Source organism: Streptomyces sp. NPDC001339, assembly GCF_042895955.1.
GTDB lineage: Bacteria > Actinomycetota > Actinomycetes > Streptomycetales > Streptomycetaceae > Streptomyces.
In genome coordinates this window covers 312,929-338,974 of sequence record NZ_JBIAWT010000006.1, presented here as the reverse complement: position 1 = coordinate 338,974, position 26,046 = coordinate 312,929, and the positions used below count along the sequence as shown (strand labels likewise).

At 71.1% G+C, this 26,046-nt stretch carries 17 protein-coding genes and 1 pseudogene; 11 read left to right on the top strand and 7 right to left on the bottom strand.

Translation table 11 applies throughout. The annotated features are described in order from the left end of the window. Nucleotides 1-125: 125 nt before the first annotated feature. The gene (locus tag ACFY12_RS19725; protein WP_390717083.1) at nucleotides 126-1,511 is read left to right on the top strand and encodes a protein phosphatase 2C domain-containing protein; all 1,386 of its coding nucleotides are present in this window, start codon (nucleotides 126-128) and stop codon (nucleotides 1,509-1,511) included. Nucleotides 1,512-1,790: 279 nt separating this feature from the next. Next, nucleotides 1,791-2,168 (top strand): ATP-binding protein, encoded by a 378-nt coding sequence (locus tag ACFY12_RS19720; protein WP_390717333.1) that lies wholly within the window; start codon nucleotides 1,791-1,793, stop codon nucleotides 2,166-2,168. 40 nt (nucleotides 2,169-2,208) lie between these two features. Here ACFY12_RS19720 and ACFY12_RS19715 read toward each other — a convergent pair whose 3' ends face one another. Together ACFY12_RS19715 and ACFY12_RS19710 are read right to left on the bottom strand one after the other, a co-directional pair. Then, on the bottom strand, nucleotides 2,209-3,309 hold the full coding sequence (locus ACFY12_RS19715; protein ID WP_390717082.1) for a DUF2637 domain-containing protein: 1,101 nt from the start codon (nucleotides 3,307-3,309) through the stop codon (nucleotides 2,209-2,211). Between the two features lie 195 nt (nucleotides 3,310-3,504). Next, a complete protein-coding gene (locus ACFY12_RS19710; RefSeq protein WP_390717081.1) occupies nucleotides 3,505-4,344 on the bottom strand; it encodes a (2Fe-2S)-binding protein in 840 nt (279 codons plus the stop codon). Between the two features lie 188 nt (nucleotides 4,345-4,532). On the opposite strand from ACFY12_RS19710, the gene ACFY12_RS19705 reads away from it, so the two are divergent. Continuing rightward, complete coding sequence (locus ACFY12_RS19705; RefSeq protein ID WP_390717080.1) at nucleotides 4,533-5,228, top strand: GntR family transcriptional regulator; 696 nt, start codon at nucleotides 4,533-4,535, stop codon at nucleotides 5,226-5,228. Between the two features lie 61 nt (nucleotides 5,229-5,289). Here the strand turns inward: ACFY12_RS19705 and ACFY12_RS19700 are convergent, their stop codons facing one another. The 3 genes from ACFY12_RS19700 to ACFY12_RS19690 all read right to left on the bottom strand — a co-directional run bounded on the left by ACFY12_RS19700 (nucleotide 5,290) and on the right by ACFY12_RS19690 (nucleotide 9,648). Continuing rightward, nucleotides 5,290-6,165, bottom strand: coding sequence for a hypothetical protein (locus ACFY12_RS19700; protein WP_390717079.1), 876 nt, complete (start codon nucleotides 6,163-6,165; stop codon nucleotides 5,290-5,292). A 547-nt stretch (nucleotides 6,166-6,712) separates the two neighbouring features. Further along, entirely contained in the window at nucleotides 6,713-7,570 is an 858-nt protein-coding gene (locus ACFY12_RS19695; RefSeq protein ID WP_390717078.1) for a hypothetical protein, read from the bottom strand. A 326-nt stretch (nucleotides 7,571-7,896) separates the two neighbouring features. After that, complete coding sequence (locus ACFY12_RS19690; protein WP_390717077.1) at nucleotides 7,897-9,648, bottom strand: PucR family transcriptional regulator; 1,752 nt, start codon at nucleotides 9,646-9,648, stop codon at nucleotides 7,897-7,899. A gap of 379 nt (nucleotides 9,649-10,027) precedes the next feature. Here ACFY12_RS19690 and ACFY12_RS19685 point away from each other — a divergent pair, with 379 nt between their 5' ends. The 7 genes from ACFY12_RS19685 (at nucleotide 10,028) to ACFY12_RS19655 (ending at nucleotide 22,010) form a co-directional block, all read left to right on the top strand. After that, entirely contained in the window at nucleotides 10,028-10,921 is an 894-nt protein-coding gene (locus ACFY12_RS19685; RefSeq protein WP_390717076.1) for an FAD binding domain-containing protein, read from the top strand. Continuing rightward, complete coding sequence (locus ACFY12_RS19680; protein ID WP_390717075.1) at nucleotides 10,921-11,505, top strand: (2Fe-2S)-binding protein; 585 nt, start codon at nucleotides 10,921-10,923, stop codon at nucleotides 11,503-11,505. The genes ACFY12_RS19685 and ACFY12_RS19680 overlap by 1 nt, the downstream gene beginning before the upstream one ends. Nucleotides 11,506-11,510: 5 nt before the next feature. Beyond that, nucleotides 11,511-13,892: a xanthine dehydrogenase family protein molybdopterin-binding subunit gene (locus ACFY12_RS19675; protein ID WP_390717074.1), complete on the top strand. Its 2,382-nt coding sequence runs from the start codon at nucleotides 11,511-11,513 to the stop codon at nucleotides 13,890-13,892. A 173-nt stretch (nucleotides 13,893-14,065) separates the two neighbouring features. Further along, nucleotides 14,066-15,553: an NCS2 family permease gene (locus ACFY12_RS19670; RefSeq protein WP_390717073.1), complete on the top strand. Its 1,488-nt coding sequence runs from the start codon at nucleotides 14,066-14,068 to the stop codon at nucleotides 15,551-15,553. Nucleotides 15,554-15,592: 39 nt separating this feature from the next. Next, entirely contained in the window at nucleotides 15,593-16,804 is a 1,212-nt protein-coding gene (locus ACFY12_RS19665) for an XdhC family protein (protein WP_390717072.1), read from the top strand. A gap of 593 nt (nucleotides 16,805-17,397) precedes the next feature. Beyond that, the gene (gene mgtA, locus ACFY12_RS19660; RefSeq protein WP_390717071.1) at nucleotides 17,398-20,175 is read left to right on the top strand and encodes a magnesium-translocating P-type ATPase; all 2,778 of its coding nucleotides are present in this window, start codon (nucleotides 17,398-17,400) and stop codon (nucleotides 20,173-20,175) included. 293 nt (nucleotides 20,176-20,468) lie between these two features. Continuing rightward, nucleotides 20,469-22,010: an AMP-binding protein gene (locus ACFY12_RS19655; protein WP_390717070.1), complete on the top strand. Its 1,542-nt coding sequence runs from the start codon at nucleotides 20,469-20,471 to the stop codon at nucleotides 22,008-22,010. Nucleotides 22,011-22,162: 152 nt separating this feature from the next. Here ACFY12_RS19655 and ACFY12_RS19650 read toward each other — a convergent pair whose 3' ends face one another. After that, nucleotides 22,163-23,473 (bottom strand): MFS transporter, encoded by a 1,311-nt coding sequence (locus ACFY12_RS19650; protein WP_390717069.1) that lies wholly within the window; start codon nucleotides 23,471-23,473, stop codon nucleotides 22,163-22,165. Nucleotides 23,474-23,911: 438 nt separating this feature from the next. Here ACFY12_RS19650 and ACFY12_RS19645 point away from each other — a divergent pair. Then, nucleotides 23,912-25,557, top strand: a pseudogene (locus ACFY12_RS19645) (AMP-binding protein). A gap of 100 nt (nucleotides 25,558-25,657) precedes the next feature. Here the strand turns inward: ACFY12_RS19645 and ACFY12_RS19640 are convergent. Continuing rightward, the gene (locus ACFY12_RS19640; protein ID WP_390717068.1) at nucleotides 25,658-26,038 is read right to left on the bottom strand and encodes an MmcQ/YjbR family DNA-binding protein; all 381 of its coding nucleotides are present in this window, start codon (nucleotides 26,036-26,038) and stop codon (nucleotides 25,658-25,660) included. Nucleotides 26,039-26,046 lie beyond the last annotated feature (8 nt).

The window sequence follows — 26,046 nt, the reverse complement described above, 5'->3', positions numbered from 1 at the left end:
CGCCGGGATCCGGGGCCTGTCTCCCCGGTCTCCGTGCCCCGGTGGTGTCGGTGCGGGGCGGCCGCCCGGTCGAGCGTCGGTGCGCGCCCTGTTTCGGTGGCGGCCGGCCAGGGAGAATGCCCGCCATGAATGGACAGGGGGCGGCACGGCGCGGTCGCGAGGACGACTGGTGGCGGCAGTTGTACGGCGAGGACGGGCGAACGGGGAGCGGACCGTCCGACGCGCCGGACACCCTTGACGACCGGGTCGCGTCGGCGCTGCGCGCGCTGGGGCCGCCGGCGCGGAGGAGGCGGGGAGGGCGGGCGGAGCCGTCGTACGAGCCGGCACCGGAGCACTCCGTACCCTCCCCGGCCCGGCGGAAGCCCTGGGAGCCGCCCGTACGGCGCCTGCCGCCGCCCCCCGTGCCCTCGGCGCCGATCCCGCTCCAGGCCACCGGCCCCGATGCGCGCCCGGGCCCGGCCGGGTGGAGCGCACCGCCGCCGCTCGGCACGGACTTCGTCGGCGCCCGCCCGTTCACGTACGGCCCGGAGCCGCTCCCGTACGGCCTTGAGCCGCTCGCGTACGGGCCCGAGAGCCGCACGCACGGACCCGAGCCGTCCGGCTACGAGCCCGAGCCGGCCACGCTGCCCGCCGCCGATCCGGCCGCACTCGACGAGCAGGTGCCCGACACCGCGCTGGACGGCGCCCACTACGGCTCGCTGACCCTTCGCGCCGCCTCCCAGCGCGGCGACTCCGCCCGCCACCGGGGGGAGGTACGCCGCGACACCCTGCTCACCGCCCGCTTCGGCACGGGCCGGCACGCCCTGATCCTGGCCGCCGTCGCCACCGGCGGGCCGGCCGCCGACGGCGCCCACCGTGCCGCCCGCGATGTCTGCGCCTGGATCGGCGGCGCGGTCGGCCGCAGCTACACCCGACTGGCCGCCGACATCCGTTCGGACAACTGCGGCGCGCTCAAATCGGGGCTGCAGCGGCTCACCGACCGCGGTCTCGGCAAGCTGCGCGGCCGGGAGCGGGAACGGGGCGCTCCGGCGGAGCCCCCCACCGCTGCCCTGCGCTGCCTTCTGCTGCCCGCCGACCCCGACTGCCGTACCCGGGTGTTCTTCGGCGTCGGCGAGGGCGGTCTCTTCCGGTTGCGCGACGGCGCCTGGCAGGACCTGGAACCCGCCACGACGGAACACGACCCGCACGACGCACCACCTTCCGAACCTTCCGACGGCGGCTCGCCCCGCCCCGCTCCGGGACTCTCTCTCGGCCCCCGCACGCTGGAACGGCCGGTACCCGCCGAGCCATTCCTCTTCCGCACGGTGTTCACCCGTCCGGGTGATGCCCTGCTGCTGTGCAGCGCCGGTCTGGCGGAACCGCTGCACGAGGAACCCGCGTTCGCCGCCCGCCTCGCCGTCCAGTGGTCCACGCCCGAACCCCCGGGCCTGGTCCCCTTCCTCGCCGCCGCCCAGCTCCGGGCCATGGGTCATACGAAGGACCGCACGGCCGTCGGCGTGTGGGAGTCGTAGGGCGATGCGGCCAGGGCGCTGCTGACGGGTCTCCTCGACGTCCCGCGGTCCGGAGCGGCCGCGCGTCGTGGCGTGGCGCACAACCGGGCGAACCGAAGCATGGGGACAGATCGGGTGGGCATGCTGACCGTGAGGCTGTTCGAGAACCGGACGCCGATGTCCGTTTGGGGGGCGGGGGAGAGTATGCGTCAGCCTGTGCGGCGCGAGGAGCGGGACAGAGAGCAGGAGCCGGCCGAGGGGAATCGCGGCGGAGGAGTCGCCGCGCGAGCCCCGGGTGTGCTGCGGCGGCGAGTACGGCACGCGGATCTGCGTGCGGTCGGTGAAGTACGCCGGGAGCTACGGCAGTTGCTGAGCCGCTGGGCGGCGCCGGGCGGTGGTGAGCTGGCGGAGGTTGCCACGCTGCTCACCAGCGAACTGGTCACCAACGCCCTGATACATGCCGACGGCGGTGCCGTGGTGACGGCCAGGGTCGGTGACCGGCTGCGGGTCGAGGTGCGGGACTGGGCGCCGGGGCGCCCCGAGGCGGGGCCGGCGACCATGGAGGGGACGTCCGGCCGGGGGCTGTTGCTGGTACGTGCCCTGGCCGATGCCTGGGGTATTCGCGCCGAGGGGTTCGGCAAGTGTGTCTGGTTCGAGCTGGGTGGCGGACCGGCCTGACCCGTATGCGGGGGTGCCGGTCGGCCCGGTCCGCCACCGATCAGCCGAATTGCCGTTCGATCTGGGCGAGTTTCTCCTCGAGGGAGTCCAGACGGGGGAGGGTCTGGGTGTCGTCCTCGGCGGTGAGGTCCACGGCCCGCCGGGGTCCGGGAATGCCGTCGACGGTATCGGTAAGCGCATCGGTATCAGCGCCTGGTACGGCCTTGAGGGCCGGACGGGAACGCACGGGCAGATCTGCGGTGGGCGGGGGCGGCTGTTCGCCGCCTATGGCAGAGTCCGCGCCGGCCACCTCGGCAGGGGCCGCCGACGCGGACGTGACCGCCAGTTGCCGGCCGCCTGCCCGGCCGATGCTCCAGGAGCGGTGCTGCCGGTTGATGGCTTTGATGCGCGCGCGGTCGATCTTGTCCTGCTCGCGTCTGCGCATCCGGTTGAGCGCTTTCTGGCGCCGGTCCTCACGGACCTCCTCGACCGCCTCGTCCAGGGACCGTACGCCCTCCAGCAGCATCAGCGACCAGGCCGCGAAGGTCTCACGCGGGGCCCGCAGCCAGCGCACGACCCGGATCTGCGGCAGCGGACGGGGAACCAGGCCCTGTTCGCGCAGCGCCGCACGGCGGGTCTGCTTGAGCGCCCGGTCGAAGAGGACCGCGGCGGAGAGCGACATTCCGGCGAAGAACTGCGGGGCGCCCTCGTGGTCCAGGCCGCGCGGTGCGTGCACCCAGTTGAACCAGGCCGCGGCGCCCGCGAACGTCCACACCAGCATGCGGGAGCCGAGTGCGGCGTCACCGTGGCTGGCCTCCCGTACGGCGAGTACGGAGCAGAACATCGCCGCGCCGTCGAGCCCGAAGGGCACCAGGTACTCCCAGCCCCCGGTGAGGCTCAGGTTCTGGACGCCGAAGCCGACCAGTCCGTGAAAGGACAGCGCGGCGGCGACCGCGGCGCAGCAGAACAGCAGCAGATAGGAGGCGGAGGACAGGACCGTCTCCTTGCGGCGGCGGCGTTCCTCGTTGCGTTCCCAGGAGTCGTCACCGCCTGCCGTGGCGGTGCGTTTGCCGCGCAGGACCACCACTGCGGCGGCCAGCACACCGACCAGCAGCAGGATGCCGGGAATCAGCCAGTTCAGCGATATTTCCGTGGTTCTCATGTCCTCGATCCCTCGTATCGGCTATGCGATTGCGCGCGCCATCCTGGCGGAATTCGGCCCTCCCGCAGAGGGTTTCGGGGCAAGAGAACGCCAATGAGGTGCAGGGAACGGGAGATAGCGAATGTTGTCTCGAACTCCCTTTTAAATCAGGGGAGTTGAGTTCGAATGGAATGACTCGAAAGAGTGGCGTGTGGGTCAGGTGGTTGCGGTGAGGCGCCTGATGCGGTCCGCGTCGCAGGTGCGCGGGCAGGTGACGCAGGTGTCCTCGGGGCGCAGGGTGTAGAACATGCAGCAGCTGGCCCGGTCCCGGGTCGGCAGCGAGGCGCCGTCCGGGCCGGTCAGCGTACGGAACCCGGCGCCACCCACGTACGGGGCGGTGGTGCCCGGCAGCAGCCGCTCCAGCTCGGCCACCGCACGCCGCTCCTCGCCGAGCAGGTGCCCCAGGTACCAGAGCCCCTCGACGATCTCGTCGGAGGCCATGCCCCACAGCGCCCGCGGACCGCGCCGCATCCGCGTGCGGAACCCCTCCAGTACGGGCTGGAGGTGAGCGGCCACCGCCGCCCGCACCTCGGCTCGCAACGCCTCCTCGTCCGGCACGACCCGGGCCCCGGGCAGCTGCGCCGCGGGATCGTCCGGGAGGCACCCGAAGGAGCCGATCCGCACCGCCATCCGGCCCAGCTCGCGCTGGAAGCAGACGTCCTGCACCGGCAGCCGCGGGACCCGGCGGTGCAGGAACCAGGGGATGGTGATCAGCAGGCAGGCGGGCCAGGCGTAGCGGTGCAGTGCGAAGGCGGCGACCACATCGGGGCGGGCCTGCTGTCCGTACTCCCGCACGATCTGGGCGGCCTCCCAGGCGAGGAAGGTGTCGAGGGGCTCGCCGCCGGCCGCGAGCCCGGCCGCGCGGACCCAGCCGTCACCGGCGGGCGGAGCCGCGTCCCAGGTGGTCACCCGCAGCGTGGGGAACACCTCGGAGAGTCTGGCGTAGGCATCGGTCACGGGATGCGGAGCGAGCGGGGCGACGGGGGCAGACGTCATGCGGAGACCACCGAATCGCGATCGTTAGCAGGTAAGCCTTACCTTATCCGAAGACTTTACCCGGGCTTGCCCGAAGCCAGTCCTGAGCGGCTCACGGGGCCTTCGCACCGGCTGCCGGATTTGCACCGTGGCGCCGGCCGCCTAGGGTGCTGGCAACGTCAGGAGGACAACGTCAGGAGGAGCGGCACGTGAGGGAGCAGGGCACAGCGGAACAGCGGCCACGGGTCTGGCTGCCCGCGCAGGCCGGTCCCGTCACACCCCAGCGGCACTCCGTCCGCGCCCAGGTGCTCTCGGCCCTGCGTCACGCCCTGGTCGCCGGGGAGCTGCTCGCCGGCGAGGTCTACTCCGCGCCCGCGCTCGCCGAACGCTACGGCGTCTCCGCGACGCCGGTCCGTGAGGCGATGCAGCAGCTGGCCGGCGAGGGCGCGGTCGAGGTGGTGCCCAACCGCGGCTTCCGGGTCGCCGAGCACAACTCCCGCGACCTCGCCGAGCTCGCCGAGGTCCGCGCCATGCTCGAGGTGCCCGCCATCGTCCGGCTGGCCCGGGCGCTGCCCCCGGAGCGCTGGGAGGAGCTGCGTCCGCTCGCCGACGAGGGGGTGGCCGCCGCCGCGAGCGGGGACCGCGTCGGATACGCCGAGGCCGACCACGACTTCCACCGGGCGCTGCTGTCGTTCACCGGGAACCGCCGGCTCACCGAGGCCGCCTGCGATCTGTTGCGCCGCACCCAGTGGTTGGCGGCCGGCGGCGTCCGGCCGCGCACCGCCGAGCTGCTCGCGGACGCCTCGGAGCACACCGCGCTGCTGGACGCGCTGATCGCCCAGGAGTACGCGGTGGCCGAGCGGATCGCCCGCGAGCACGTCTCGGCGGCGCGTCACCCGCATTGACGGCTAGGACGCCGCGGGTTGACGGCTCGGACGCTGGGGATTGACGGCCCGGTGCCGGCCCTCAGCCGGACAGCACCTCGGCCAGGGGGAGTGCCGCGACATCGGCGGCGGGCCGGGAAAGGTAGAGCTCGGCGTGGTAGAAGCCGTCGGACTCCTTGCCGGCGATGGAGACTCCGCGTGCGGCCAGCGCCTGCAGCGCCGCCTGCCGCTCGGCGCCGTCCGCGAACCGCCGCTGGCGGAACGTACGGGTGGTGAGTCTCTCCGTCACCAGGCCGGCCCGGGTCAGCAGGGCGGCGACCGGCCGGTAGGACACCTCGCGCAGGACGAACGCGGCTACCCAGGGTGGCGATGCCACACAGTCGAGGAGCCGGCCGAAGGTGCGCTCGGTGATGTAGCCGACGCCACCGGTGACGGTGATGAGGTCGGTGCGCTCCAGTGCCCGCCGCAGCGCCGGGCTCGGGCCGTCCAGTTCGAGGTTCTCCGCGAAGCCGTGGTCGAGCAGACCGACGTCGCGTGCGTAGCCGACGGCGTGCTCCGCCGCGTCGAGGCCCGTCACCCGTACGGCACGGCCGCGCCGCCGGTTGGCAAAGAACTTACGGTCCTCCGCACCGAGTTGACGGGACGTCGGAGCGTCGGGGCGGTATCCGGTGTAGCGGTGGTAGAGGTCGGAGAGGGACAGCCGGTGGTTGAGCAGTGCCGCGTTCACCCCGTATGAGCAGCACAGGTCCACGACGTTCAGCGGCGGGCGGTCGCTGCGGTGCCGCTGCAGGGTCTTCGCCACGGCGCGGAACACCGCCTGGCCGTGGTGCGGAATCTGGTAGTCCAGGGGTTGCAGTGTGGTGAAGTAGCGGCGGGGATCAGGGCAGTTGTAGATCGCCTCGAAATCCGCCTTGTCCCAGTCGGTTCCCGCGGTCGTCTTCGTCACTCCTGCTGCCACGGCGCCTCCTGAAGGGCTCGGTGAGTGGGGAGGGGACCCCAGCCGGTCCTGGACCAGCATCCAGTCCCCGCTGCCGCGTCACAGTGCGACTTGCGGCCATTCCGGTGCCAGTGGGGCCTCCTGGGGCGCCGCTGCCCCCGGGGCCTTCGCTTATGGTCCCACCTGACGTTTCGCTCGGCGCGTCGAAGCCCGGACGGCGCGGTCACCGACACGCCCCGGCCGATCCGCCGGGGAGACCGTCGCGATCCGGCCAATCGCCGCTCGGAGCCGCATGGCCGATGACGAGGGGTTGACGATGAGCGGGCCGCCGCGCCATGGAGGCGGCACGCAGGAACGGTCAACCACCCGCCGGATGAGGGCAGTTGGCCGTCCTGCGGGAACGCCCGTACGTCAGCGCTGAGCGCTCTGCCGCCGGTGCTGAACCTTCCCACGCCGGTGCCGAACGTTCCCACGCCGGTGCTCCGCGATCACCTGGTGCTCCGGTGTGCCCGCCCGGCGGCCGGCCGCATCGGGACCGGCCGTTCCCGCCGCAGCGGCGGCCGTCGCGCTACGTAGTCGCCGTGGCCGTCGAGAGCTGGCCGGCGAGCCAGGTGGGGATGCCGCCCATGAGCCGGAGGAGCCGGGCGGCCTCGGCGCGCAGCCGGTCGGCTTCGTCCTCCGGTGCGGCGTCCGCCAGTGCCGCCAGGGCCGGTGCCGTACCGACCAGGAAGCCCAGCTCCTCACGGATCCGCAGCGACTCGGCGAACCCGTGCCGGGCCTCCGCCGGCTCGCCGTCACGCAGGGCGAGCCCCGCCAGATGGCGCCATGTGAAGGAGAGCAGCAGGGCGTCGCCCTGCGCGGTGGCGCCGGCGTGGGCGCGGCGGTAGGCCGCCCGGGCGGCGTCCGGGCTGTCGGCGACGTGCTCGGCCATCAGCCCGCGGCGGAAGTCCAGCAGCGGCCGGCCGGCCGCGGTGGGGGCCAGCAGCGCGGCCGCCCGGCCCAGCGCCGAGCGGGCCTCGTCGGCCCGGTCCCGTACGCCCAGGACCGTGGCGGCGTAGGCGAGATGGCCGCGCTCACAGGCCGCGCCGCCCCGCTCGTCGTCGTCCCCGGCCAGCGCCTCGGCCGCCCGCAGCGCGTCCTCGGCCTCGGCCCAGCCGGCGGCCGTGAACATGCAGCGCTCCACCAGGAGCGCGGCGCGGCGAAGCGCTGTGGGGGCGTGCCGCACGGCGTGTGGTTCCAGGAGCGCGGCCGCGTCGTCCCAGCATCCGCGGGAGCGCAGCCGCCATACGGCGCGGTCGAGCGGATCGTCCCCGCCGGCCGTTCTGGCCGCCGGTACTTCCGGTGCGGTCGCCGGTCCCGGTACGACCACCGGAACGGGATCCGCGGAATTCCTGGCCGGCCCCGCGGAATCCGCGGATCCTGGCATGGCGGTATCCGCCACATTGCCCTCCCCGAGCGCGCCATTGAGCTGGAAATCGAGCTGGAAACTGGAAGCGGTGCGCGAATCTCAGCACGAATTCCGCTGCCGGGCCAAGGGGCTGGGTGAATGATTTCACAATCGCCGGGCGGGCGGCCGGCGCGCGCCGCACGGTCCTGAGGGGCCGTACGGCGGCGCGCCGGGCCCCGCGCCCCGGCGCGCGCCGGTGACACCATGCCGCCCGATCGAGTGACGCCGAACGGGCCACCCCGGCAGTTCGGCGGCGGCCCCGGCAGTTCCCCGGCGTCGCGGGGGGGGGAGAGAGAGAGACGCCGTCAGCTCATCCGCAGTGCGAGGAAGAAGTCGAGCTTGTCCTCCAGGCGGGACAGGTCCCGGCCGGTGAGCTGCTCGATCCGGCCCACCCGGTAGCGGAGCGTGTTGACGTGCAGATGGAGGCGGGTGGCGCAGCGGGTCCAGGAGCCGTCGCAGTCCAGGAACGCCTCCAGCGTGGGGATCAGCTCGGCGCGGTGCCGGCGGTCGTAGTCGCGCAGCGGGTCCAGCAGACGGGCGGTGAAGGCCCGGCGGACGTCGTCGGGGACGAAGGGCAGGAGCAGGACGTGGGACGCCAGCTCCTCGTGGCCGGCGGCGCAGACCCGCCCGGGACGGGCCGCGGCGACCCGACGGGCGTGCCGGGCCTCCTCCAGGGCGCCACGCAGTCCCTCCGCCGAGTGCACCGAGGCGCTCACCCCCACGGTCAGCCGTCCGTCGTCCGCCAGGCCGCGGCCGAGCGGCCCCTGGATGAGGGCGAGCAGCTGTTCGGCGTGCAGGCCCTTCGCCGAGGAGTCCCCGGACTCGTCCGGGACCGGCAGCGGAACCAGCGCTACCGCCTCGTCGCCGGTGTGCGCCACCGCGATCCGGTCGGACGGCTCCGGACCGGCCGCGCCGGGATCGACCAGCATCTCCTCCAGCAGGGCCTGCGCCACCGGCCCGCCGGGCACGTCGCCGCCCTCCCACTCGACCCGGGCCACCACGATCTGCCAGTGCGGGGCGGTGCCCAGGCCGGGCAGCAGTACCGGGGCCGCCACCCGCAGCCGGGCCGCGATCTCGGCCGGCGGCGCACCGGTCTGGACGAGCTCCAGGACCTCCTGGGCGAGCCGCCGCCGGACCGTACGGGCGGCATCGCGCCGGTCGCGTTCCACGGCGATCAGCTGGGTGACGCCGTGCAGCAGGTCGAGGCGCTCCTCGGGCCAGTCCCCGGCGTCCGCCTCCACCGCCAGCAGCCAGTCGCTCAGCACCGTCTGGCGCAGGTCACGGCCCTCGTAGCGGATCGGGAAGAGCGAGTACGTCGTGCCGGACGGCCCGCCCGCGCCGTCGCCCGGCCTGGCCGTATGCGCGGGGGAGACCCCCAGCCCCTCGTCGAGGCTCTGCGCGCCGCCCCCGGCCTCGATCGTGACCCGGTGCGGGCCGCGGCGGCCGGTGCGGGCGGCCGCCAGATGCTCACCGGCGAGCCGGGCGGCCAGGTCGGCGGAGAGCGCGGGGCCGGCGTCCGCCAGCGTGGAACCGGCGATCTGCCGGCCCGTGGGGGAGAGCACCCAGGCCCGCAGGTCCAGGTCCGAGCCCAGCAGGTCCAGCACCACCTCGGGGCCGCCGCCCGCCGGGCCCGACGTCATCAGCCGCCGGTGACGCTCCACCACGGCCGCCAGGTCACCGGCCCGCTCACCGGAGACCTGGCGTACGACGTGCTCGGTGATGGAGGCGAACGAGACCGCCTCCTCGACTGCGAACAGCGGCAGCCGGTGCCGGGCGCAGGCCCGCACGAGATCGTCCGGGATCGCGCTCATCTCGGCCTCGCCCGCCGCCAGCCCGGCGACGCCGGCCGCGGCCAGGATCCGTACGAACCGCTCGGAGTCCGCCGGCTCGCGGCGCCAGGCCAGACCGGTCAGTACCAGCTCGCCGCCGGAGAGGTAGCGGCTGGGGTCACGCAGGTCCGTGGTCATCACGCCGCGTACCGTGCGGTCCAGCTCGTCCTCACCGCCGAGCAGCCGTAGGCCCAGTGTTGGGGTGTCCAGGAGTGCGCGGAGCCGCATGACCTCGCCCGCCGTCCTTTGCTGTCCGATGTTGCCTGATGTTGCCGGTGGAAATCCGCGAGGTTTCAGAGCCTCGTCTTTCGTTCGAATCTACAAGACAGGTGGCGTGGCCAGCCAACCGCTTCATGTGTTCGGTGACTGCACCCGGTGGGTCCCCCGAGCGTTCACTAAGCCCAACCGCGTGAACAAGACATGAACGGCTCGATGGCGACGAAGGCACCGAGCCCCCGCGCCCTCACCGTGAGTAACCAGGAATCCGCGTCCTCACCATGAGCGGCGAACGCCCTGATTCCTCGCCGATTCCGCTCCGAATCCCTCGCCGGACTCCTCGCCGGACTCCTCGCCGAACCGCTCGTAGAACTCGTAGAAGAGGCCAACCATGGACTTCCTTCGCCCCGCCAGCTGGGGGGAGGCGCTCGCCGCGAAGGCCGAGCACCCCACCGCTGTGCCCATCGCGGGCGGCACGGACGTGATGGTCGAGATCAACTTCGACCACCGCCGCCCCGAGTACCTGCTCGACCTGAACCGCATCGGTGACCTGGGCGAGTGGGAGGTCGGCGAGAAGACCGTACGCCTGGGCGCCTCCGTCCCCTACACCACGATCATGGAGAACCTGCGCGGCGAACTCCCGGGCCTGGCCCTGGCGTCGCACACGGTCGCCTCCCCGCAGATCCGTAACCGCGGCGGTGTAGGCGGCAACCTCGGCACCGCCTCCCCGGCCGGCGACGCGCACCCCGCCCTGCTGGCGGCCGGCGCCGAGGTCGAGGTCGAGTCGGCCGAGCGCGGCACCCGTCGCATCCCGATCGACGCGTTCTACACCGGCGTGAAGCGCAACGCGCTGGCCGCGGACGAGCTGATTCGCGCCGTGCACATCGAGAAGGCCGACGGGCCGCAGCAGTACTCGAAGGTGGGCACCAGGAACGCCATGGTCATCGCCGTGTGCGCCTTCGGGATCGCACTGCACCCCGGGACGCGGACCGTCCGTACGGGCATCGGCTCGGCCGCCCCGACGCCGGTACGGGCCCAGGCCGCCGAGGAGTTCCTGAACGCGGCGCTCGAAGAGGGCGGCTTCTGGGACAACGGCAAGATCATCCCCCCGTCGGTCGCCAAGGAGTTCGCGGACCTGTGCTCCGGCGCCTGCAACCCGATCGACGACGTCCGGGGCACCGCGAGCTACCGCCGCCATGCGGTCGGCATCATGGCCCGCCGCACGCTGACCTGGACCTGGGAGTCGTACCGCGGCACCGCCGCGCACACGGAGGGAGTCGCCTGATGCGCGTCCACTTCACGGTCAACGGACGTCCGCAGGAAGCGGACGACGTCTGGGAGGGCGAGAGCCTGCTGTACGTGCTGCGCGAGCGGCTCGGTCTGCCGGGTTCCAAGAACGCCTGTGAGCAGGGTGAGTGCGGATCGTGCACGGTTCGGCTCGACGGCGTGCCGGTGTGTTCCTGTCTGGTGGCCGCCGGTCAGGCCGAGGGGCGCGAGGTCGTCACCGTCGAGGGGCTGGCCGGCTACGCCAAGCAGCGTGCCGAGGGCGGCGGTTGCGCCTCCGGTGCCTGCGGTACGTCCCTCCAGGACGCTCAGCAGTGGGCCGCGAAGGGCCACGACTCGCAGACCGGTGAGGGCACCGAACTCTCCCCGATCCAGCAGGCGTTCATCGACGCCGGCGCCGTCCAGTGCGGCTTCTGTACGCCGGGTCTGCTGGTCGCCGCCGACGAGATGCTGGAGCGCAACCCGAACCCGGCCGACGCGGACATCCGCGAGGCCCTGTCGGGCAACCTGTGCCGCTGCACCGGCTACGAGAAGATCATGGACGCGGTCCGCCTCGCGGCCGCCCGGCAGGGAGAGGCGGTCTGAGCAAGATGCCCACCAACGGCGCTCCCACCAAGATCACCCAGGGTTCCCGGACCAAGGGCGGCATCGGCGAGTCGACCCTCCGCCCGGACGGCACCCTCAAGGTCACCGGCGAGTTCGCGTACTCGTCCGACATGTGGCACGAGGACATGCTCTGGGGCCAGATCCTCCGGTCGACGGTCGCGCACGCCGAGATCGTCTCCATCGACACGAGCGAGGCCCTCGCCACGCCGGGCGTCTACGCCGTCATGACGTACGACGACCTGCCGACCGACGTGAAGAACTACGGCCTGGAGATCCAGGACACCCCGGTACTCGCCCACGGGAAGGTCCGGCACCACGGCGAGCCGGTCGCCCTCGTCGCCGCCGACCACCCGGAGACGGCCCGCCGCGCCGCCGCCAAGATCAAGGTCGACTACCGCGAGCTGCCCGTCATCACCGACGAGGCCTCCGCGGCCGCCCCGGACGCGATCCTCGTCCACGAGGACCGCGACGATCACCACAGCCGCCACGTCCCGCACCCGAACATCGTCCACCGCCAGCCGATCTTCCGCGGCAACGCGGCGGAGGCGGCGAAGAAGGCCGACGTCATAGTCTCCGGCGAGTACGAGTTCGGGATGCAGGACCAGGCCTTCCTCGGCCCGGAGTCCGGCCTCGCCGTACCGGACGAGGACGGCGGCGTCCACCTCTACATCGCCACCCAGTGGCTGCACAGCGACCTCCGCCAGATAGCCCCGGTCCTCGGCCTGCCCGAGAGCAAGGTCCGCATGACGCTGTCCGGCGTCGGCGGCGCGTTCGGTGGCCGCGAGGACCTGTCGATGCAGATCCACGCCTGCCTGCTCGCGCTGCGCACGGGCAAGCCGGTCAAGATCGTCTACAACCGGTTCGAGTCCTTCTTCGGGCACGTCCACCGTCACCCCGCCAAGCTCCGGTACGAGCACGGCGCCACGAACGACGGCAAGCTCACCCACGTGAAGTGCCGCATCGTGCTCGACGGCGGCGCGTACGCCTCCGCCTCCCCGGCGGTCGTCGGCAACGCCGCCTCGCTGTCGATCGGCCCGTACGTCGTCGACGACGTCGACATCGAGGCCGTCGCCCTCTACACCAACAACCCGCCCTGCGGCGCCATGCGCGGCTTCGGCGCGGTCCAGGCGTGCTTCGCGTACGAGGCCCAAATGGACAAGCTGGCCGCCGAGTTGGGCATCGACCCGGTCGAGCTGCGGCAGCGCAACGCGATGGAACAGGGCACGATCATGCCGACCGGGCAGCCCGTCGACTCCCCGGCCCCGGTCGCCGAGATCCTGCGCCGCGTCAAGGCCCGCCCGCTGCCGCCGGAGCGCCAGTGGGAGTCCAGCGAGGGCGCCGACGTCCGCCAGCTCCCCGGCGGCCTGTCGAACACGACCCACGGCGAAGGTGTCGTACGCGGTATCGGCTACGCCGTCGGCATCAAGAACGTCGGCTTCTCCGAGGGCTTCGACGACTACTCCACCGCCAAGGTGCGCATGGAGGCCGTGGGCGGCGAGCCCGTCGCCACCGTGCACACCGCCATGGCGGAGGTCGGCCAGGGCGGCGTCACCGTCCACGCGCAGATCGCCCGTACCGAGCTGGGCGTCACGCAGGTGACGATCCACCCGGCCGACACGCAGGTGGGCAGCGCCGGTTCGACGTCCGCCTCCCGCCAGACGTATGTGACCGGGGGTGCCGTCAAGAACTCCTGCGAGCTCGTACGCGAGAAGGTCCTGGAGATCGGGCGCCGCAAGTTCGGTACCTACCACCCGGCCTGGGCGACCGCCGAACTCCTCCTGGAGGGCGGCAAGGTCGTCACCGACGGCGGCGAGGTCCTCGCCGACCTGGTGGATGTCCTCGAAGGCGAGGTCGTCGAGGTCGAGGCCGAGTGGCGGCACCGGCCGACCGAGGCCTTCGACCTGCGCACCGGCCAGGGCAACGGCCATGTCCAGTACTCCTTCGCGGCGCACCGCGCCGTCGTCGAGGTGGACACCGAACTCGGCCTGGTCAAGGTCATCGAGCTGGCCTGCGCCCAGGACGTCGGCAAGGCGCTCAACCCGCTGTCCGTCGTCGGCCAGATCCAGGGCGGTACCACCCAGGGCCTGGGTGTGGCGGTCATGGAGGAGATCGTCGTCGACCCGAAGACCGCGAAGGTGCGCAACCCCTCCTTCACGGACTACCTCATCCCGACCATCCTCGACACGCCGGCCATCCCGGTCGACGTCCTCGAACTGGCCGATGACCACGCGCCGTACGGGCTGCGCGGCATCGGCGAGGCCCCGACCCTGTCGTCCACCCCGGCCGTCCTCGCGGCGATCCGGAACGCGACCGGGCGGGAACTCCACAAGACGCCGGTCCGGCCCGAGCACCTGACCGGCACCTAGCAAGCCTCCGGGGGCGATCCCCCCGGACCCCGCCCCACGCAGTCGCTGCTGTCCCCACACAGCCAGCACCCCGTTCGTCTCGGGCCGTCCCCCGGGTCGTGCAGCCGGAACACCATCCCAAATCTCGCGTCCCCCCTCGCGAGTGCCCCTTTGAACCTTGGGAGTCAGGCACCATGACCCAGCAGTCCACCGAGCCGAGGACCACGGCGGAAGACGCGGGCGCCGGCTCGCGTCAGCCCGCCGGCCGGTCCTGGCTCGACCGGTACTTCCACATCTCCGACAGAGGGTCGACCGTCGGCCGTGAGGTGCGTGGCGGCGTCACCACCTTCATGGCGATGGCGTACATCGTCCTCCTGAACCCGGTGATCCTCACCACGGCCAAGGACATCACCGGCGCCACGCTCAACGCCGATCAGGTGACCACGGCGACCGCGCTCGCCGCCGCCGTCACCACCCTCGTCATGGGCTTCCTGGGCAATGTCCCGCTCGCCCTGGCCGCCGGACTGAGCGTCTCGGCCGTGCTGTCGTTCCAGGTCGCCCCGCAGATGACCTGGGGGAACGCCTGGGCGATGTGTGTCATCTACGGCGGTGTGATCGTGCTGCTGGTGGTCACCGGTGCGCGCGAACTGATCATGAACGCGATCCCGTTGCCGCTCAAGCACGCGATCACCATGGGCATCGGCCTGTTCGTCTGCCTCATCGGCCTGGTCCAGGCGGGCTTCGTCACCTCGATGCCGGGGCCGGGCGGTATCGCCGGTGCCAAGCCGATCCAGCTCGGCACCGCCGATATGCTCACCGGCTGGCCCGTGCTGTGCTTCGCCTTCACCGTCCTGCTGATCTTCCTGCTCCAGGTCCGCAGGGTTCCCGGGGCGATCCTCATCGGCATCGTCGGCGGTACGGTCCTCGCCGCGGCCGTCCATCAGCTCGCCGGGCTGACCCCCAAGGACTGGGGCGGCCGCAACGCCCCGGTGCTCTCCGGTTCCGTCGTCTCCTCCCCCGACTTCGGACTGCTGGGCCAGGTCTCCTTCAGCGGCCTGGGGAACGTCGGCGGGATCACCCTCGGCGTCATCGTCTTCACGCTCGTCCTGGCCGGCTTCTTCGACGCCATGGGCACCATCATCGGCATCGGCCAGCAGGCCCACCTCGCCGACCGGGACGGCAAGATGCCCGGGCTGAACAAGGCCCTGGCCATCGACGGCGCCGGCGGTATGGTCGGCGGCTTCACCGGCGCGTCCGGCCAGACCGTGTTCGTCGAGTCCACCGCGGGCGTAGGCGACGGCGCGCGCACCGGCTTCGCCAGCGTCGTCACCGGCCTCGGCTTCGCGCTCTGCCTGTTCTTCACTCCGCTGGCGCAGATCATCCCCACCCAGGTCGCGGCCGCCGCCCTGGTGGTGATCGGCTCGATGATGCTGGCCAACGCCAAGCACATCAACTGGGACGACCCGGCGACCGCCATCCCGGTCTTCCTGACCACCGTCCTCATGCCGTTCACGTACTCCATCACCGCGGGGATCGCGGCCGGTGTGATCGCACACGTGGCGATCAAGGCGGTCCAGGGCAGGTGGCGTGAACCGGGCTGGCTGATGTGGGTACTCGCCGTGGTGTTCCTGGCGTACTTCTCGCTCAACCCGATCGAGAGCTGGCTGGGCATGCACCACTGACCCGCCGCTTCCGCCCGCCCTAGCCGTAAGGAGACCGACATGCTGGACATCGCCGAAGAGCTGCACCGGTGGGTCGAGCAGGGCCGCGAGTTCGCGGTGGCCACTGTGGTGGCCACCCACGGCAGCGCGCCCCGCCAGCCCGGAGCCGCCCTCGCCGTCGACCGCGACGGTACGGCGATCGGGTCGGTCTCCGGCGGCTGCGTGGAGGGCGCGGTCTACGAGCTGTGCCAGGAGGCGCTGGAGACCGGCCGGCCGGTCCTCGAACGCTTCGGGTACAGCGACGAGGACGCCTTCGCCGTGGGCCTGACCTGCGGCGGCGTCATCGACATCCTCGTCCACCCGGTACGGACGAGCCTCCCGCGCTCCGCGGGCGACGGCGGAGCGGCGGGGGGCGACGGAGCGGCAGGGGGGACGGCGGACCGCACCTCCGACACGCTCGCCGCCGGGCTGGCCGCCGCCGCGCGCGGGGAGGCGGCGGCGGTCGCCCGGGTCGTCCAGGGCCCCGCCGGACTCCTCGGCCGTGCCCTGCTGGTCCGCCCCGACGGCAGCCACACCGGCACCCTGGGCGGGCACCCGGCCCTGGACCGTACGGCGGTCGCCGAGACCCGGGCCCTGCTGGACGCCGGACGCACCACGACACTGGAGATCGGCACCGAGGGCGCACACTGCGGCACGCCGGTCGTCCTCCTCGTCGAATCCTCCGTCCCCGCCCCCCGGATGATCGTCTTCGGCGCCATCGACTTCGCGTCCGCGCTGGTCAGAGTCGGCAAGTTCCTCAACTACCACGTCACCGTCTGCGACGCGCGGCCGGTCTTCGCCACCAGGACCCGCTTCCCGGAGGCCGACGAGATCGTCGTCGAGTGGCCGCACCGCTACCTCGACTCCCAGGAGCTCGACGCGCGTTCGGTGCTCTGCGTCCTCACCCACGACGCCAAGTTCGATGTCCCCCTCCTGGAGCGCGCGTTGCGGCTGCCCGTCGCCTATGTCGGCGCCATGGGCTCCCGCCGCACCCACGAGGACCGCAACCGCCGCCTGCGCGAAGCCGGCCTGACCGACCTCGAACTCGCCCGCCTGCGCTCGCCCATCGGCCTCGACCTCGGCGCCCGCACCCCCGAGGAGACCGCGCTCTCCATCGCCGCCGAGATCGTCGCCGACCGCCGCGGCGGCACCGGCACTCCGTTGACCGGCGCCCACACGCCCATCCACCACGACCCGGCCCGCCCGATGCAGCGGATCGGTTCGGTGGCCTGAAGCCGGGCCGTACCCCCACCATTCCGCGCCCCGTGCCCGCACTTAACGAAAACTTGGCCAAAAGGATGAGGGGGCACTCCGGAAGATATGGCAGGATACGGAGGCGACGGCGTCCTCTGAGCGGCGCCTGGAAGTATCCGCGCGAGCAAGGAGGTGATCGGGATGAGTCCCGAAGGAAGTCCTTGCCGCAGCGTTGCAGCGATCTGACGTATCTGACGTAATTTCTCCTTGAGCTGATTCCCCGGAGTGGCCGTATGCCCTCCGAGGCTGCTCCGCTGTGTGCCTTCACCCTTGACATCAGGGCGCTGAGCTCTGCCTTTCCGAGCCCGCCCGTCCCCCTTTCCGTTTTCTCCGCGCGGAGGCCATTCCGGCCTGCCCGGCTGTGTGTTCAGCCGACGGCGGGGCCGCGATAAACCCTGCCGTCACGCCGGATGACATCTGCGGAATGCACCGCATTCCCGCGCTCTCGGAATTCCGCATGCCCGAATTCCGGCATGCCCGCATGCCTCCCGTATGCCCGCATGTCGATGAGCGTCGCCACCCGGCTATTCGGCCTGCCGGTCTGCCCTCCCGCACGTTCGGAGGTTTTTCTCATGACGAACAACCTGCTCACCCCTCAGAAGCTCGCTCCGCCGGGCCGCCGCCCGCGCCGGGAGCGCCGGGCCGCCGAACTGGCCGCCCGTACCCGGCTGGTCGCCGAGCGGCTCGCCGAGATCAGCGCCCGCCCGGCCGACCAGGTCCTGGCGGACCTCGAGACCACGCCCAACGGCCTCTCGTACGGCATGGCCGTCGGCCGGCTGGAGCGCGACGGCGCCAATGTCATCGCCCATGAGCCCGCTCCGCGCTGGTACGCCCAGTTGGCCAGGGCGTTCTGGAACCCGTTCATCCTCGTCCTGGCGGTGCTGGTCACCGTCATGTACGCGCAGTGGCTGCAGGTCGCAGACGAGGAACCGTTCGACCCGAAGATCGCCATTCTCGGCGCGATGGTGCTGATCAGCGTCGGACTGCGGTTCTGGCAGGAGTACCGCGCCGGCAGCTCCGCCGCGTCCCTGCGCGCACTGGTCACCACGACCACCACCGTCCAGCGGCTGGCCGGCCACGGCCGGCTGCCCGCCACCCTGGAAATCCCCATGGACGGCGTGGTCCGGGGCGACCTGGTCAAACTGGCCGCCGGTGACCTGGTCCCCGCCGACCTGCGGCTGCTCACCGCCAAGGACCTGATGGTCAGTCAGGCCGCCCTCTCCGGGGAGTCGCTGCCGGTCGCCAAAGCCGACACCCCCGCCGGCTCCGCCGGAGGGACCCCCAGCACCCCCGACAACGGGCAGCGCACCACCCGCGACCCGGTCGAGGCCGACAACCTCGCCCTGGCCGGTACCTCGGTGACCTCCGGCACCGCGACCGGCGTGGTCGTCGCCACCGGCGCGGACACCTACTTCGGCTCCATGGCGTCCGCCCTCACCGGCGAGCGCCCGGAGACCGGCTTCGACACCGGTGTGAAGAAGGTCAGCCTGCTGCTGATCCGCTTCATGCTGGTGATGGTCCCGGTGGTCTTCCTGATCAACGGCCTCACCAAAGGCGACTGGGCCGAGGCGTTCACCTTCGCGGTGGCCGTCGCCGTCGGCCTGACCCCCGAGATGCTGCCGATGGTCGTCACCACCAACCTGGCCCGCGGCGCGGTCGCCATGGCCCGGCGCAAGGTCGTCGTCAAGCGGCTCAACGCCATCCAGAACCTCGGTGGCATGGACGTCCTGTGCACGGACAAGACCGGCACCCTCACCGAGGACCGCATCGTCCTCGACCGCTACCTCGACGTCCACGGTCAGTCCGACGACGAGGTCCTCCAGTACGCCTACCTCAACAGCCACTTCCAGACCGGGCTGCGCAACCTGCTCGACCGGGCCGTCATCGACCGGGTGCACGAGGCCGAGGAGGTCGTCGTCAACGCCCGCTTCGCGCTGGTCGACGAGATCCCCTTCGACTTCGCGCGCCGCCGTATGTCGGTCGTGCTGCGCCGCAACGACCTGGACGGGCCGGCCGCCGGACGCGCCCCTCAGGAACACCGTCTCATCACCAAGGGCGCGGTCGAAGAAGTGCTCGCCCTGTGCACCCATGTGAGCGACGACGGCCGCCGTACGGAGCTGACCGACGCCCTCCGCGTCCGCGCCCTCCGCACCGCGGCGGACCACAACCGGCACGGCCTGCGCGTCCTCGCCGTGGCGACCCGCACCCTCCCCGCCACGTCCGACACCTACACCGTCGCCGACGAGAACGACCTCACCCTGATCGGCTTCCTGGCCTTCCTCGACCCGCCGAAGCGGGACGCCGCCCAGGCGCTGCGGGCGCTCGCCGACAACGGCATCGCGGTCAAGGTCGTCACCGGCGACAACGAACTGGTCGCCGCCCGGGTCTGCGCGGAGGTCGGCATCGACGTCGGCACCGTCGTCACCGGCACCGCCATCGACCGGCTCGACGACCTCGAACTCCTCGAACTCACCCGTACGACCACCCTGTTCGCCAAGGTCAACCCCGTACAGAAGGCCCGGATCGTCCGGGCGCTGAAGGCCGACGGGCACACCGTCGGGTTCCTCGGCGACGGCATCAACGACGCCGCCGCACTGCGCGACGCCGACGTCGGCATCTCCGTCGACACCGCCGTCGACATCGCCAAGGAATCCGCCGACATCATCCTCCTGGAGAAGGACCTCACCGTCCTCGAACAGGGCGTCCTGCGCGGCCGGCTGACCTTCGGCAACACCATCAAGTACCTCAAGATGACGGCCTCCTCGAACTTCGGGAACGTCTTCTCCGTACTGGTCGCCTCCGCGTTCATCCCCTTCCAGCCCATGCTGGCCATGCAACTCCTCGTCCAGAACCTCCTGTACGACATCTCCCAGCTGGCCACCCCCTGGGACCGGATGGACCGCGACTACCTGCGCACCCCGCGCAGCTGGGACGCCCGCGGGATCGGCCGCTTCATGCTCGTCCTCGGCCCCACCAGCTCCCTCTTCGACATCACCACCTTCCTCCTCATGTGGCACGTCTTCGGCGCCAACTCCGAGGTGCACCAGGCCTTGTTCCAGTCCGGCTGGTTCGTCGAGGGCCTGCTCACCCAGACCCTCGTGGTCCACATGCTGCGCACCCGGCGCATCCCGTTCCTGCAGTCCCGGGCCACCCTCCCGGTCATGGTGATGACGGCCCTCATCATGGCCGTCGGCCTCTACCTGCCGTTCTCACCCCTGGCCGGAGCACTCGGCATGCAAGCCCTTCCGCTGAGCTACTTCCCTTGGCTGGTCGCGACGTTGGGCACGTACTGCCTGCTCACCCAGGGCGTGAAGACGTGGTACGTCCGCCGGTTCGGCGAGTGGCTCTAAAGTGGTCCACTGCGTGCACGCAAGGGATCATGTACACCCCCACCGGTCTCCTCCCACCCACCCACGGGAGGGGGCGCACCGCAGAACGAAGTTCGGAGGGGCGCACCCGTGACGTACAGCCCCGCGCAGCGGAAACGGCCCGCCGCCAGGCGCCACGGCGGGAAAGCCAAAAAACAAACGGGGCGCCGCGACGGGCGCAACGGCGAAACGGAAGGTACGGCGCCGCAGCCAAGAACGTGGGAAGCAAGCCAAGCGCAGCGGACCGGCGCAGCAATGAGCACAGGAGAGAGAACATGCGGACACCGATGACGATCGCGGACTTCCTCGACCGCGCCGAGCTGGGCTTCCGGGACAGTCCGGGGGTGGTCGACGAGCCGCGGCAGCCGGCCCCGCCCGTGCCCGAATCGACCTACGGGCGGTTCGGCGACCGGGTCCGTGCCTGGCAGGCGGGGCTGGACGCCCTCGGGGTGGGAGAAGGTGAGCGGGTGGCGGTGGCCGGCCATAACTCCGCACGCCTGCTGGAGTTGCTGTTCGCGGTGCCGATGAGCGGCCGGATCTGCGTGCCGGTGAACTTCCGGCTCAAGCCCGACGAGGTCGATTACGTGGTCCAGCAGAGTGGGGCCTCGGTCCTCCTCGTCGATCCGGAACTCGATGCCGCACTCTCCGGCGTCAAGGCGCGCCACCGCTTCGTGCTCGGCGAGCAGACCGAGGCCGGGCTGATGCGGTTCGGCGTGGAGCCGCGTCCGTGGTCGCACCCGGACGAGGACGCCACCGCGACGATCAACTACACCTCGGGCACGACCGCCCGGCCCAAGGGGGTGCAGCTGACCCACCGCAACATCTGGGTCAACGGCATGACCTTCGGTCTGCACACGCGGGTGTGGGAGGGCGATGTGTATCTGCACACCCTGCCGATGTTCCACTGCAACGGCTGGGGCATGCCGTACGTGATGGCGGGCCTGGGGGTGAAGCAGGTGGCGCTGCGCAAGGTCGACGGCACCGAGATCCTCCGTCGCGTGGACGAGCACGGGGTCACGGTCATGTGCGGCGCCCCGGCCGTCTGGAACATGGTGCTGGACGCCGCGGCGACATGGGACGGTGAGATCCCGGGCCGCGACCGGGTACGGATCATCTGCGCGGGGGCCCCGCCGCCGACCAGGATGATCCAGCGCGTGGAGGAGGAACTGGGCTGGGAGTTCACCCAGCTCTACGGTCTGACCGAGACCTCGCCGCTGCTGACCTTCAACCGGATCCGGCCGGCCGACGTGGGCCTGCCCGCCGAGGAACGGGCCCGCAAACTCTCCCGCGCGGGGCTGCCGGCTCTCGGTGTCAAGCTGAAGATCTCCGAGTCCGGTGAAGTACTGGCCCGCTCGAACACGGTGCTCGACGGGTACTGGGAGAAGCCGGAGGAGACGGCGGCCGCGCTCGAGGACGGCTGGTTCCACACCGGCGACGGCGGCACGATCGACGATGCCGACGGCCATGTGACGATCTCGGACCGGAAGAAGGACGTGATCATCACCGGGGGCGAGAACGTGTCATCGATCGAGGTGGAGGACACGATCTTCAGCCACCCGGCGGTCGCCGAGGTCGCCGTGATCGGCGTACCGCACGAGAAGTGGGGCGAGACGATCAAGGCCCTGGTGGTGCTCGCCGAGGGGGCGACGGCCGAGGAGGCCGACATCATCGCCCACTGCAAGCAGCGCATGGCCGGCTACAAGGCGCCCACGACAGTGGAGTTCCGCGAGGCCATCCCCCGCACGGCCACCGGCAAGATCCAGAAGTTCAAGCTCCGCCAGCCGTACTGGTCCGGGCTCGACAGGGGCGTCAACTGAACCGGCGCGTCAGCTGAACCGGCGCGTCGACGGAACCCGGGAGTCGACGGAACCCGGGAGTCAACGGAGCCCGGGAGTCAGCTGAATCGGGGAGTCAGCTGAATCGGGGGCCGCGAGCGCACCTGCTCGGTCGCGGCCCCCGGCCGCGCCGGTCAGTGCGGTGTGGCCGCAGAGACTCGGGCGTGCGGTGTCGTGGCCCGGGCCCTGCCCGGGGTGCGGCGTCCGCGCAGCGACTCCCCGGCGGTTTCCGGAATCAACAGCATCGGCACCAGTGCGATCAGACCGGCAGCGGTCATGTACCAGCCCAGCATCAGGTTGCTGTGCGTCGCCGCGATCAGCGCCGTGACGACCAGCGGCGTGGTCCCGCCGAAGGCCGATGTGGAGACGTTGTAGCCGATCGCAAAGGCGCTGTAGCGGACCTGGGTGGGGAAGAGCGCGGGCAAGGTGGACGCGATACAGGCGAGGAGGATCACCAGCAGCAGACCGAGGACGGTGAGGCCGACCACGATGGCCACGAGGTTCTTCGTGCCCATGAGCATCACCATGGGCACCGAGAGCACAATGAAGCCGATACAGGAGGTCAGCAGGGCCGGCTTGCGGCCGATTCTGTCGGTGAGCGCACCGATCGGCGCGATCACCGCGAGCATGCCGATCATCACCATCACCGGCAGCAGACCACTGATGAGCGGACTCAGTTTGAGGACGCTGTTCAGATAGGTCGGCATATACGTGAGGACGCCGTAGTCCGCGACATTGAGGAGCAGGACGAACCCCATCAGCAGCAGGATGTGCCGCCAGTGCTGCATGGTCTCGCGGAAAGGAACCTTGGACGTCTCGCTGTGCCTGGCCAGCTCGTCGAAGACCGGGCTGTCCTCCAGGCGGGCGCGAAGGTAGAGGCCGATCGCGCCCAGCGGCAGGGCGGCGAGGAAGGGAAGCCGCCAGGCCCAGGCGTTGATCGTGTCCTGGCTCACCCACAGAGACATCGTGGTGGCGAGCAGCCCACCGAAGATCAGGCCGATCAGCGTGCCGAACTCCAGGAAGGCTCCGTAGAACCCGCGCTTCCGGTCCGGTGCGCACTCGGCCATATAGGTCGCCGCGCCACCGTACTCGCCGCCGGTGGAGAATCCCTGGACGAGCCGGCACAGGATGAGCAGTACCGGCGCCCACGCTCCGATGGTGGCGTAGGTCGGGAGGAGCCCGATCGCCGCGGTGGACACGGACATGAGGGTGATAGTGAGTACCAGAACCCGTTGGCGGCCGATCTTGTCTCCGAGGGGACCGAAGACCATACCCCCGACAGGCCGGACGGCGAAGGAGACCGCCAGTACGCCAAAGGTCGACAGCAGCTTCATCGTCGCATCGTTGTCAGGGAAGAACGCATTGCCGATCGACGCGGCGAGATAGCCGTAGACGCCGTAGTCGAACCACTCTATGGCGTTGCCCATGGCCGATGCGGCGGTCACTCGGTGCAGGCTGCTCCGGTCCAATACGCGGGGACCGGAGGAATCGTCTACGCGGGGACCGGCAGAATCGTCCCCCGCGACGGGTGCTGCGGAGTCCCGCACAGGTGCGCCGCGCGTCGCATCGTGATCCTTGTGATCGCTAGGCGATGAGTCCATGCCTTCTGGTACCTCCAAGAACGGGTGGTGTCGCTTCGTCGCTCAGCCGTGGTGTTCGTGCCACGCACATACGCGAGCCGCAGCCTGCGGGAGCGGGTGGCAGAACCTACGCGTTCCCGCTGAGGCTTGAAGTACTCGCTCGTGTCCGGATTGCGTTGCTGAGACTGTCTCCGCGGCCACGCCTCGTGACCGCGTAGTGCGGGGAGTGTCCGTTCGAGCTGGTCGAATGGGGGCATGTAGGGACGCGATGACTGGCACCACGTACCGGGAGGACAACCACCGATGAACCCGTCGCACCAGGAGCTGTCGTACACCAGCGGAGCCGCCGAACGGCCACTGCTCGGGCACACCATCGGCGCCGACCTGGACCGGACCGTCGCCCGGTTCGGCGACCGTGAGGCGCTGGTCGAGGCGGTGAGCGGCCGCCGCTGGACCTACCGCGAACTGGGCCGCGCCGTCGACGAGGTGGCGCTGGGCCTGCTCGCCAAGGGAGTCGGCAAGGGCGACAGGGTGGGCATCTGGGCGCCCAACTGCGCCGAATGGGTCCTCGTCCAGTACGCCACCGCCAAGATCGGGGCGATCCTCGTCAATGTCAACCCGGCCTACCGGGTACACGAGTTGGCCTACGTCCTCCACCAGGCCGGTATCACCGTCCTGGTGTCAGCCGTCCACCACAAGACCAGCGACTACCGCCGCATGATCGAGCAGGTGCGCGCCGACTGCCCGGCGCTGCGCGACGTCGTCTACATCGGCGACCCGGTGTCCTGGGGCGGACTGCTGGCCGCCGGCGCCGCCGTACCGTCCGCCCGGCTCGGCGAATGCGAGAAGAGCCTGACGGCCGACGACCCGGTCAACATCCGTACACCTCGGGCACCACCGGATTCCCCAAGGGAGCCACCCTCTCCCACCACAACATCCTGAACAACGGCTACTGGGTCGGCGAAACCCTCGCCTACACCGAGCACGACCGGGTGTGTCTGCCGGTGCCCTTCTACCACTGCTTCGGCATGGTGATGGGCAATCTCGGCGTCACCTCGCACGGCGGCTGCATCGTCATCCCGGCCCCCGCCTTCGATGCCGCCGCCACGCTGAAGGCCGTCCAGGACGAGCGCTGCACCTCCCTCTACGGCGTCCCGACCATGTTCATCGCCGAGCTCGGCCTCCCCGGCTTCGGCTCGTACGACCTCTCCTCGCTCCGTACGGGCATCATGGCGGGCTCACCCTGTCCGGAGGAGGTGATGAAACGGGTGGTCGCCGAGATGCACATGTCCGAGGTGTCCATCTGTTACGGCATGACCGAGACCTCACCGGTCTCCACCCAGACCCGCCGCGACGACGATCTGGAGCACCGCACCGCGACCGTCGGACGGGTACTGCCGCATATCGAGGTCAAGGTCGTCGACCCGACAAGTGGGGTGACCGTGCCGCGCGGCACACCGGGCGAACTGTGCACCCGCGGCTACAGCGTGATGCTCGGCTACTGGCAGGATCCCGAGCGCACCGCGGAGGTCGTCGACGCCGCCCGCTGGATGCACACCGGGGACCTCGCGGTGATGAACGACGACGGCTACGTCCGGATCGTCGGCAGGATCAAGGACATGATCATCAGGGGCGGCGAGAACGTCTACCCGCGGGAGATCGAGGAGTTCCTCTACTCCCACCCCAAGATCGCCGATGTCCAGGTCGTCGGCGTACCGGACGAGAAGTACGGTGAGGAGATCGCCGCCTGCGTCATCCTCCGCGACCCCGAAGGCCCCCTCACCCGCGACGAGTTGGCCCGCTACTGCCGCTCCCGGCTCGCGCATTACAAGGTGCCGCGCTACCTGGAGATCCTCGACGCCTTCCCGATGACCGTCAGTGGCAAGGTCCGCAAGGTGGAGCTGCGCGAGCGGCTGGCGAAGGAACTGGGGGCGGTGCAGCAACCGTAGGGACTTCTGACGCAGGTCTGACAAAGACTTCAGAGGCCGCCGGCGGCGAGCCGTGGCCGGTGCCGGCGACCATGGCCGGTACCGGAGAGGTGACGGTGACTCAGCGCTGCTGCTCGCCCGGCCAGTCGAGCAGCAGTCGCTGAGCGCGCGGCAGCGAGGCCACGACCAGGTCGTAGGAGTCCTCGATCATGTCGAGAACCATGCGGTCGGCCAGCTTGCCCGCCAGGGACACGGTGTTCCAGTGCCGCTTGTTGAGGTGGTAGCCCGGCACCACCTCCGGATGCTCCGCCCGCAGCCGTTCGGCCAGCTCGGGCTCGCATTTGAGGCTCACGGTGAGTGGGGTGTCCGTGAGTGTGGTGAGGGCGAAGATTTTGCCGCCCACCTTGAAGGTCGAGACATCTGGATGCCGGGGAAAGGGGAATTCCTCGGTCGCGCTGTTGAAGCCCAGGCAGGTGGACCGGAGGGCGTCTGCGTCGATCATCCCGCCAT

Excerpts from the sequence above, each read along its gene's own strand:
- ACFY12_RS19725 (WP_390717083.1), top strand. The coding sequence starts at position 126 with ATGAATGGACAGGGGGCGGCACGGCGCGGTCGCGAGGACGACTGGTGG.
- ACFY12_RS19715 (WP_390717082.1), bottom strand. The coding sequence starts at position 3,309 with ATGAGAACCACGGAAATATCGCTGAACTGGCTGATTCCCGGCATCCTG.
- ACFY12_RS19710 (WP_390717081.1), bottom strand. The coding sequence starts at position 4,344 with ATGACGTCTGCCCCCGTCGCCCCGCTCGCTCCGCATCCCGTGACCGAT.
- ACFY12_RS19695 (WP_390717078.1), bottom strand. The coding sequence starts at position 7,570 with ATGCCAGGATCCGCGGATTCCGCGGGGCCGGCCAGGAATTCCGCGGAT.
- ACFY12_RS19690 (WP_390717077.1), bottom strand. The coding sequence starts at position 9,648 with ATGCGGCTCCGCGCACTCCTGGACACCCCAACACTGGGCCTACGGCTG.
- ACFY12_RS19685 (WP_390717076.1), top strand. The coding sequence starts at position 10,028 with ATGGACTTCCTTCGCCCCGCCAGCTGGGGGGAGGCGCTCGCCGCGAAG.
- ACFY12_RS19680 (WP_390717075.1), top strand. The coding sequence starts at position 10,921 with ATGCGCGTCCACTTCACGGTCAACGGACGTCCGCAGGAAGCGGACGAC.
- ACFY12_RS19675 (WP_390717074.1), top strand. The coding sequence starts at position 11,511 with ATGCCCACCAACGGCGCTCCCACCAAGATCACCCAGGGTTCCCGGACC.
- ACFY12_RS19670 (WP_390717073.1), top strand. The coding sequence starts at position 14,066 with ATGACCCAGCAGTCCACCGAGCCGAGGACCACGGCGGAAGACGCGGGC.
- ACFY12_RS19665 (WP_390717072.1), top strand. The coding sequence starts at position 15,593 with ATGCTGGACATCGCCGAAGAGCTGCACCGGTGGGTCGAGCAGGGCCGC.
- mgtA (WP_390717071.1), top strand. The coding sequence starts at position 17,398 with ATGACGAACAACCTGCTCACCCCTCAGAAGCTCGCTCCGCCGGGCCGC.
- ACFY12_RS19655 (WP_390717070.1), top strand. The coding sequence starts at position 20,469 with ATGCGGACACCGATGACGATCGCGGACTTCCTCGACCGCGCCGAGCTG.
- ACFY12_RS19640 (WP_390717068.1), bottom strand. The coding sequence starts at position 26,038 with ATGATCGACGCAGACGCCCTCCGGTCCACCTGCCTGGGCTTCAACAGC.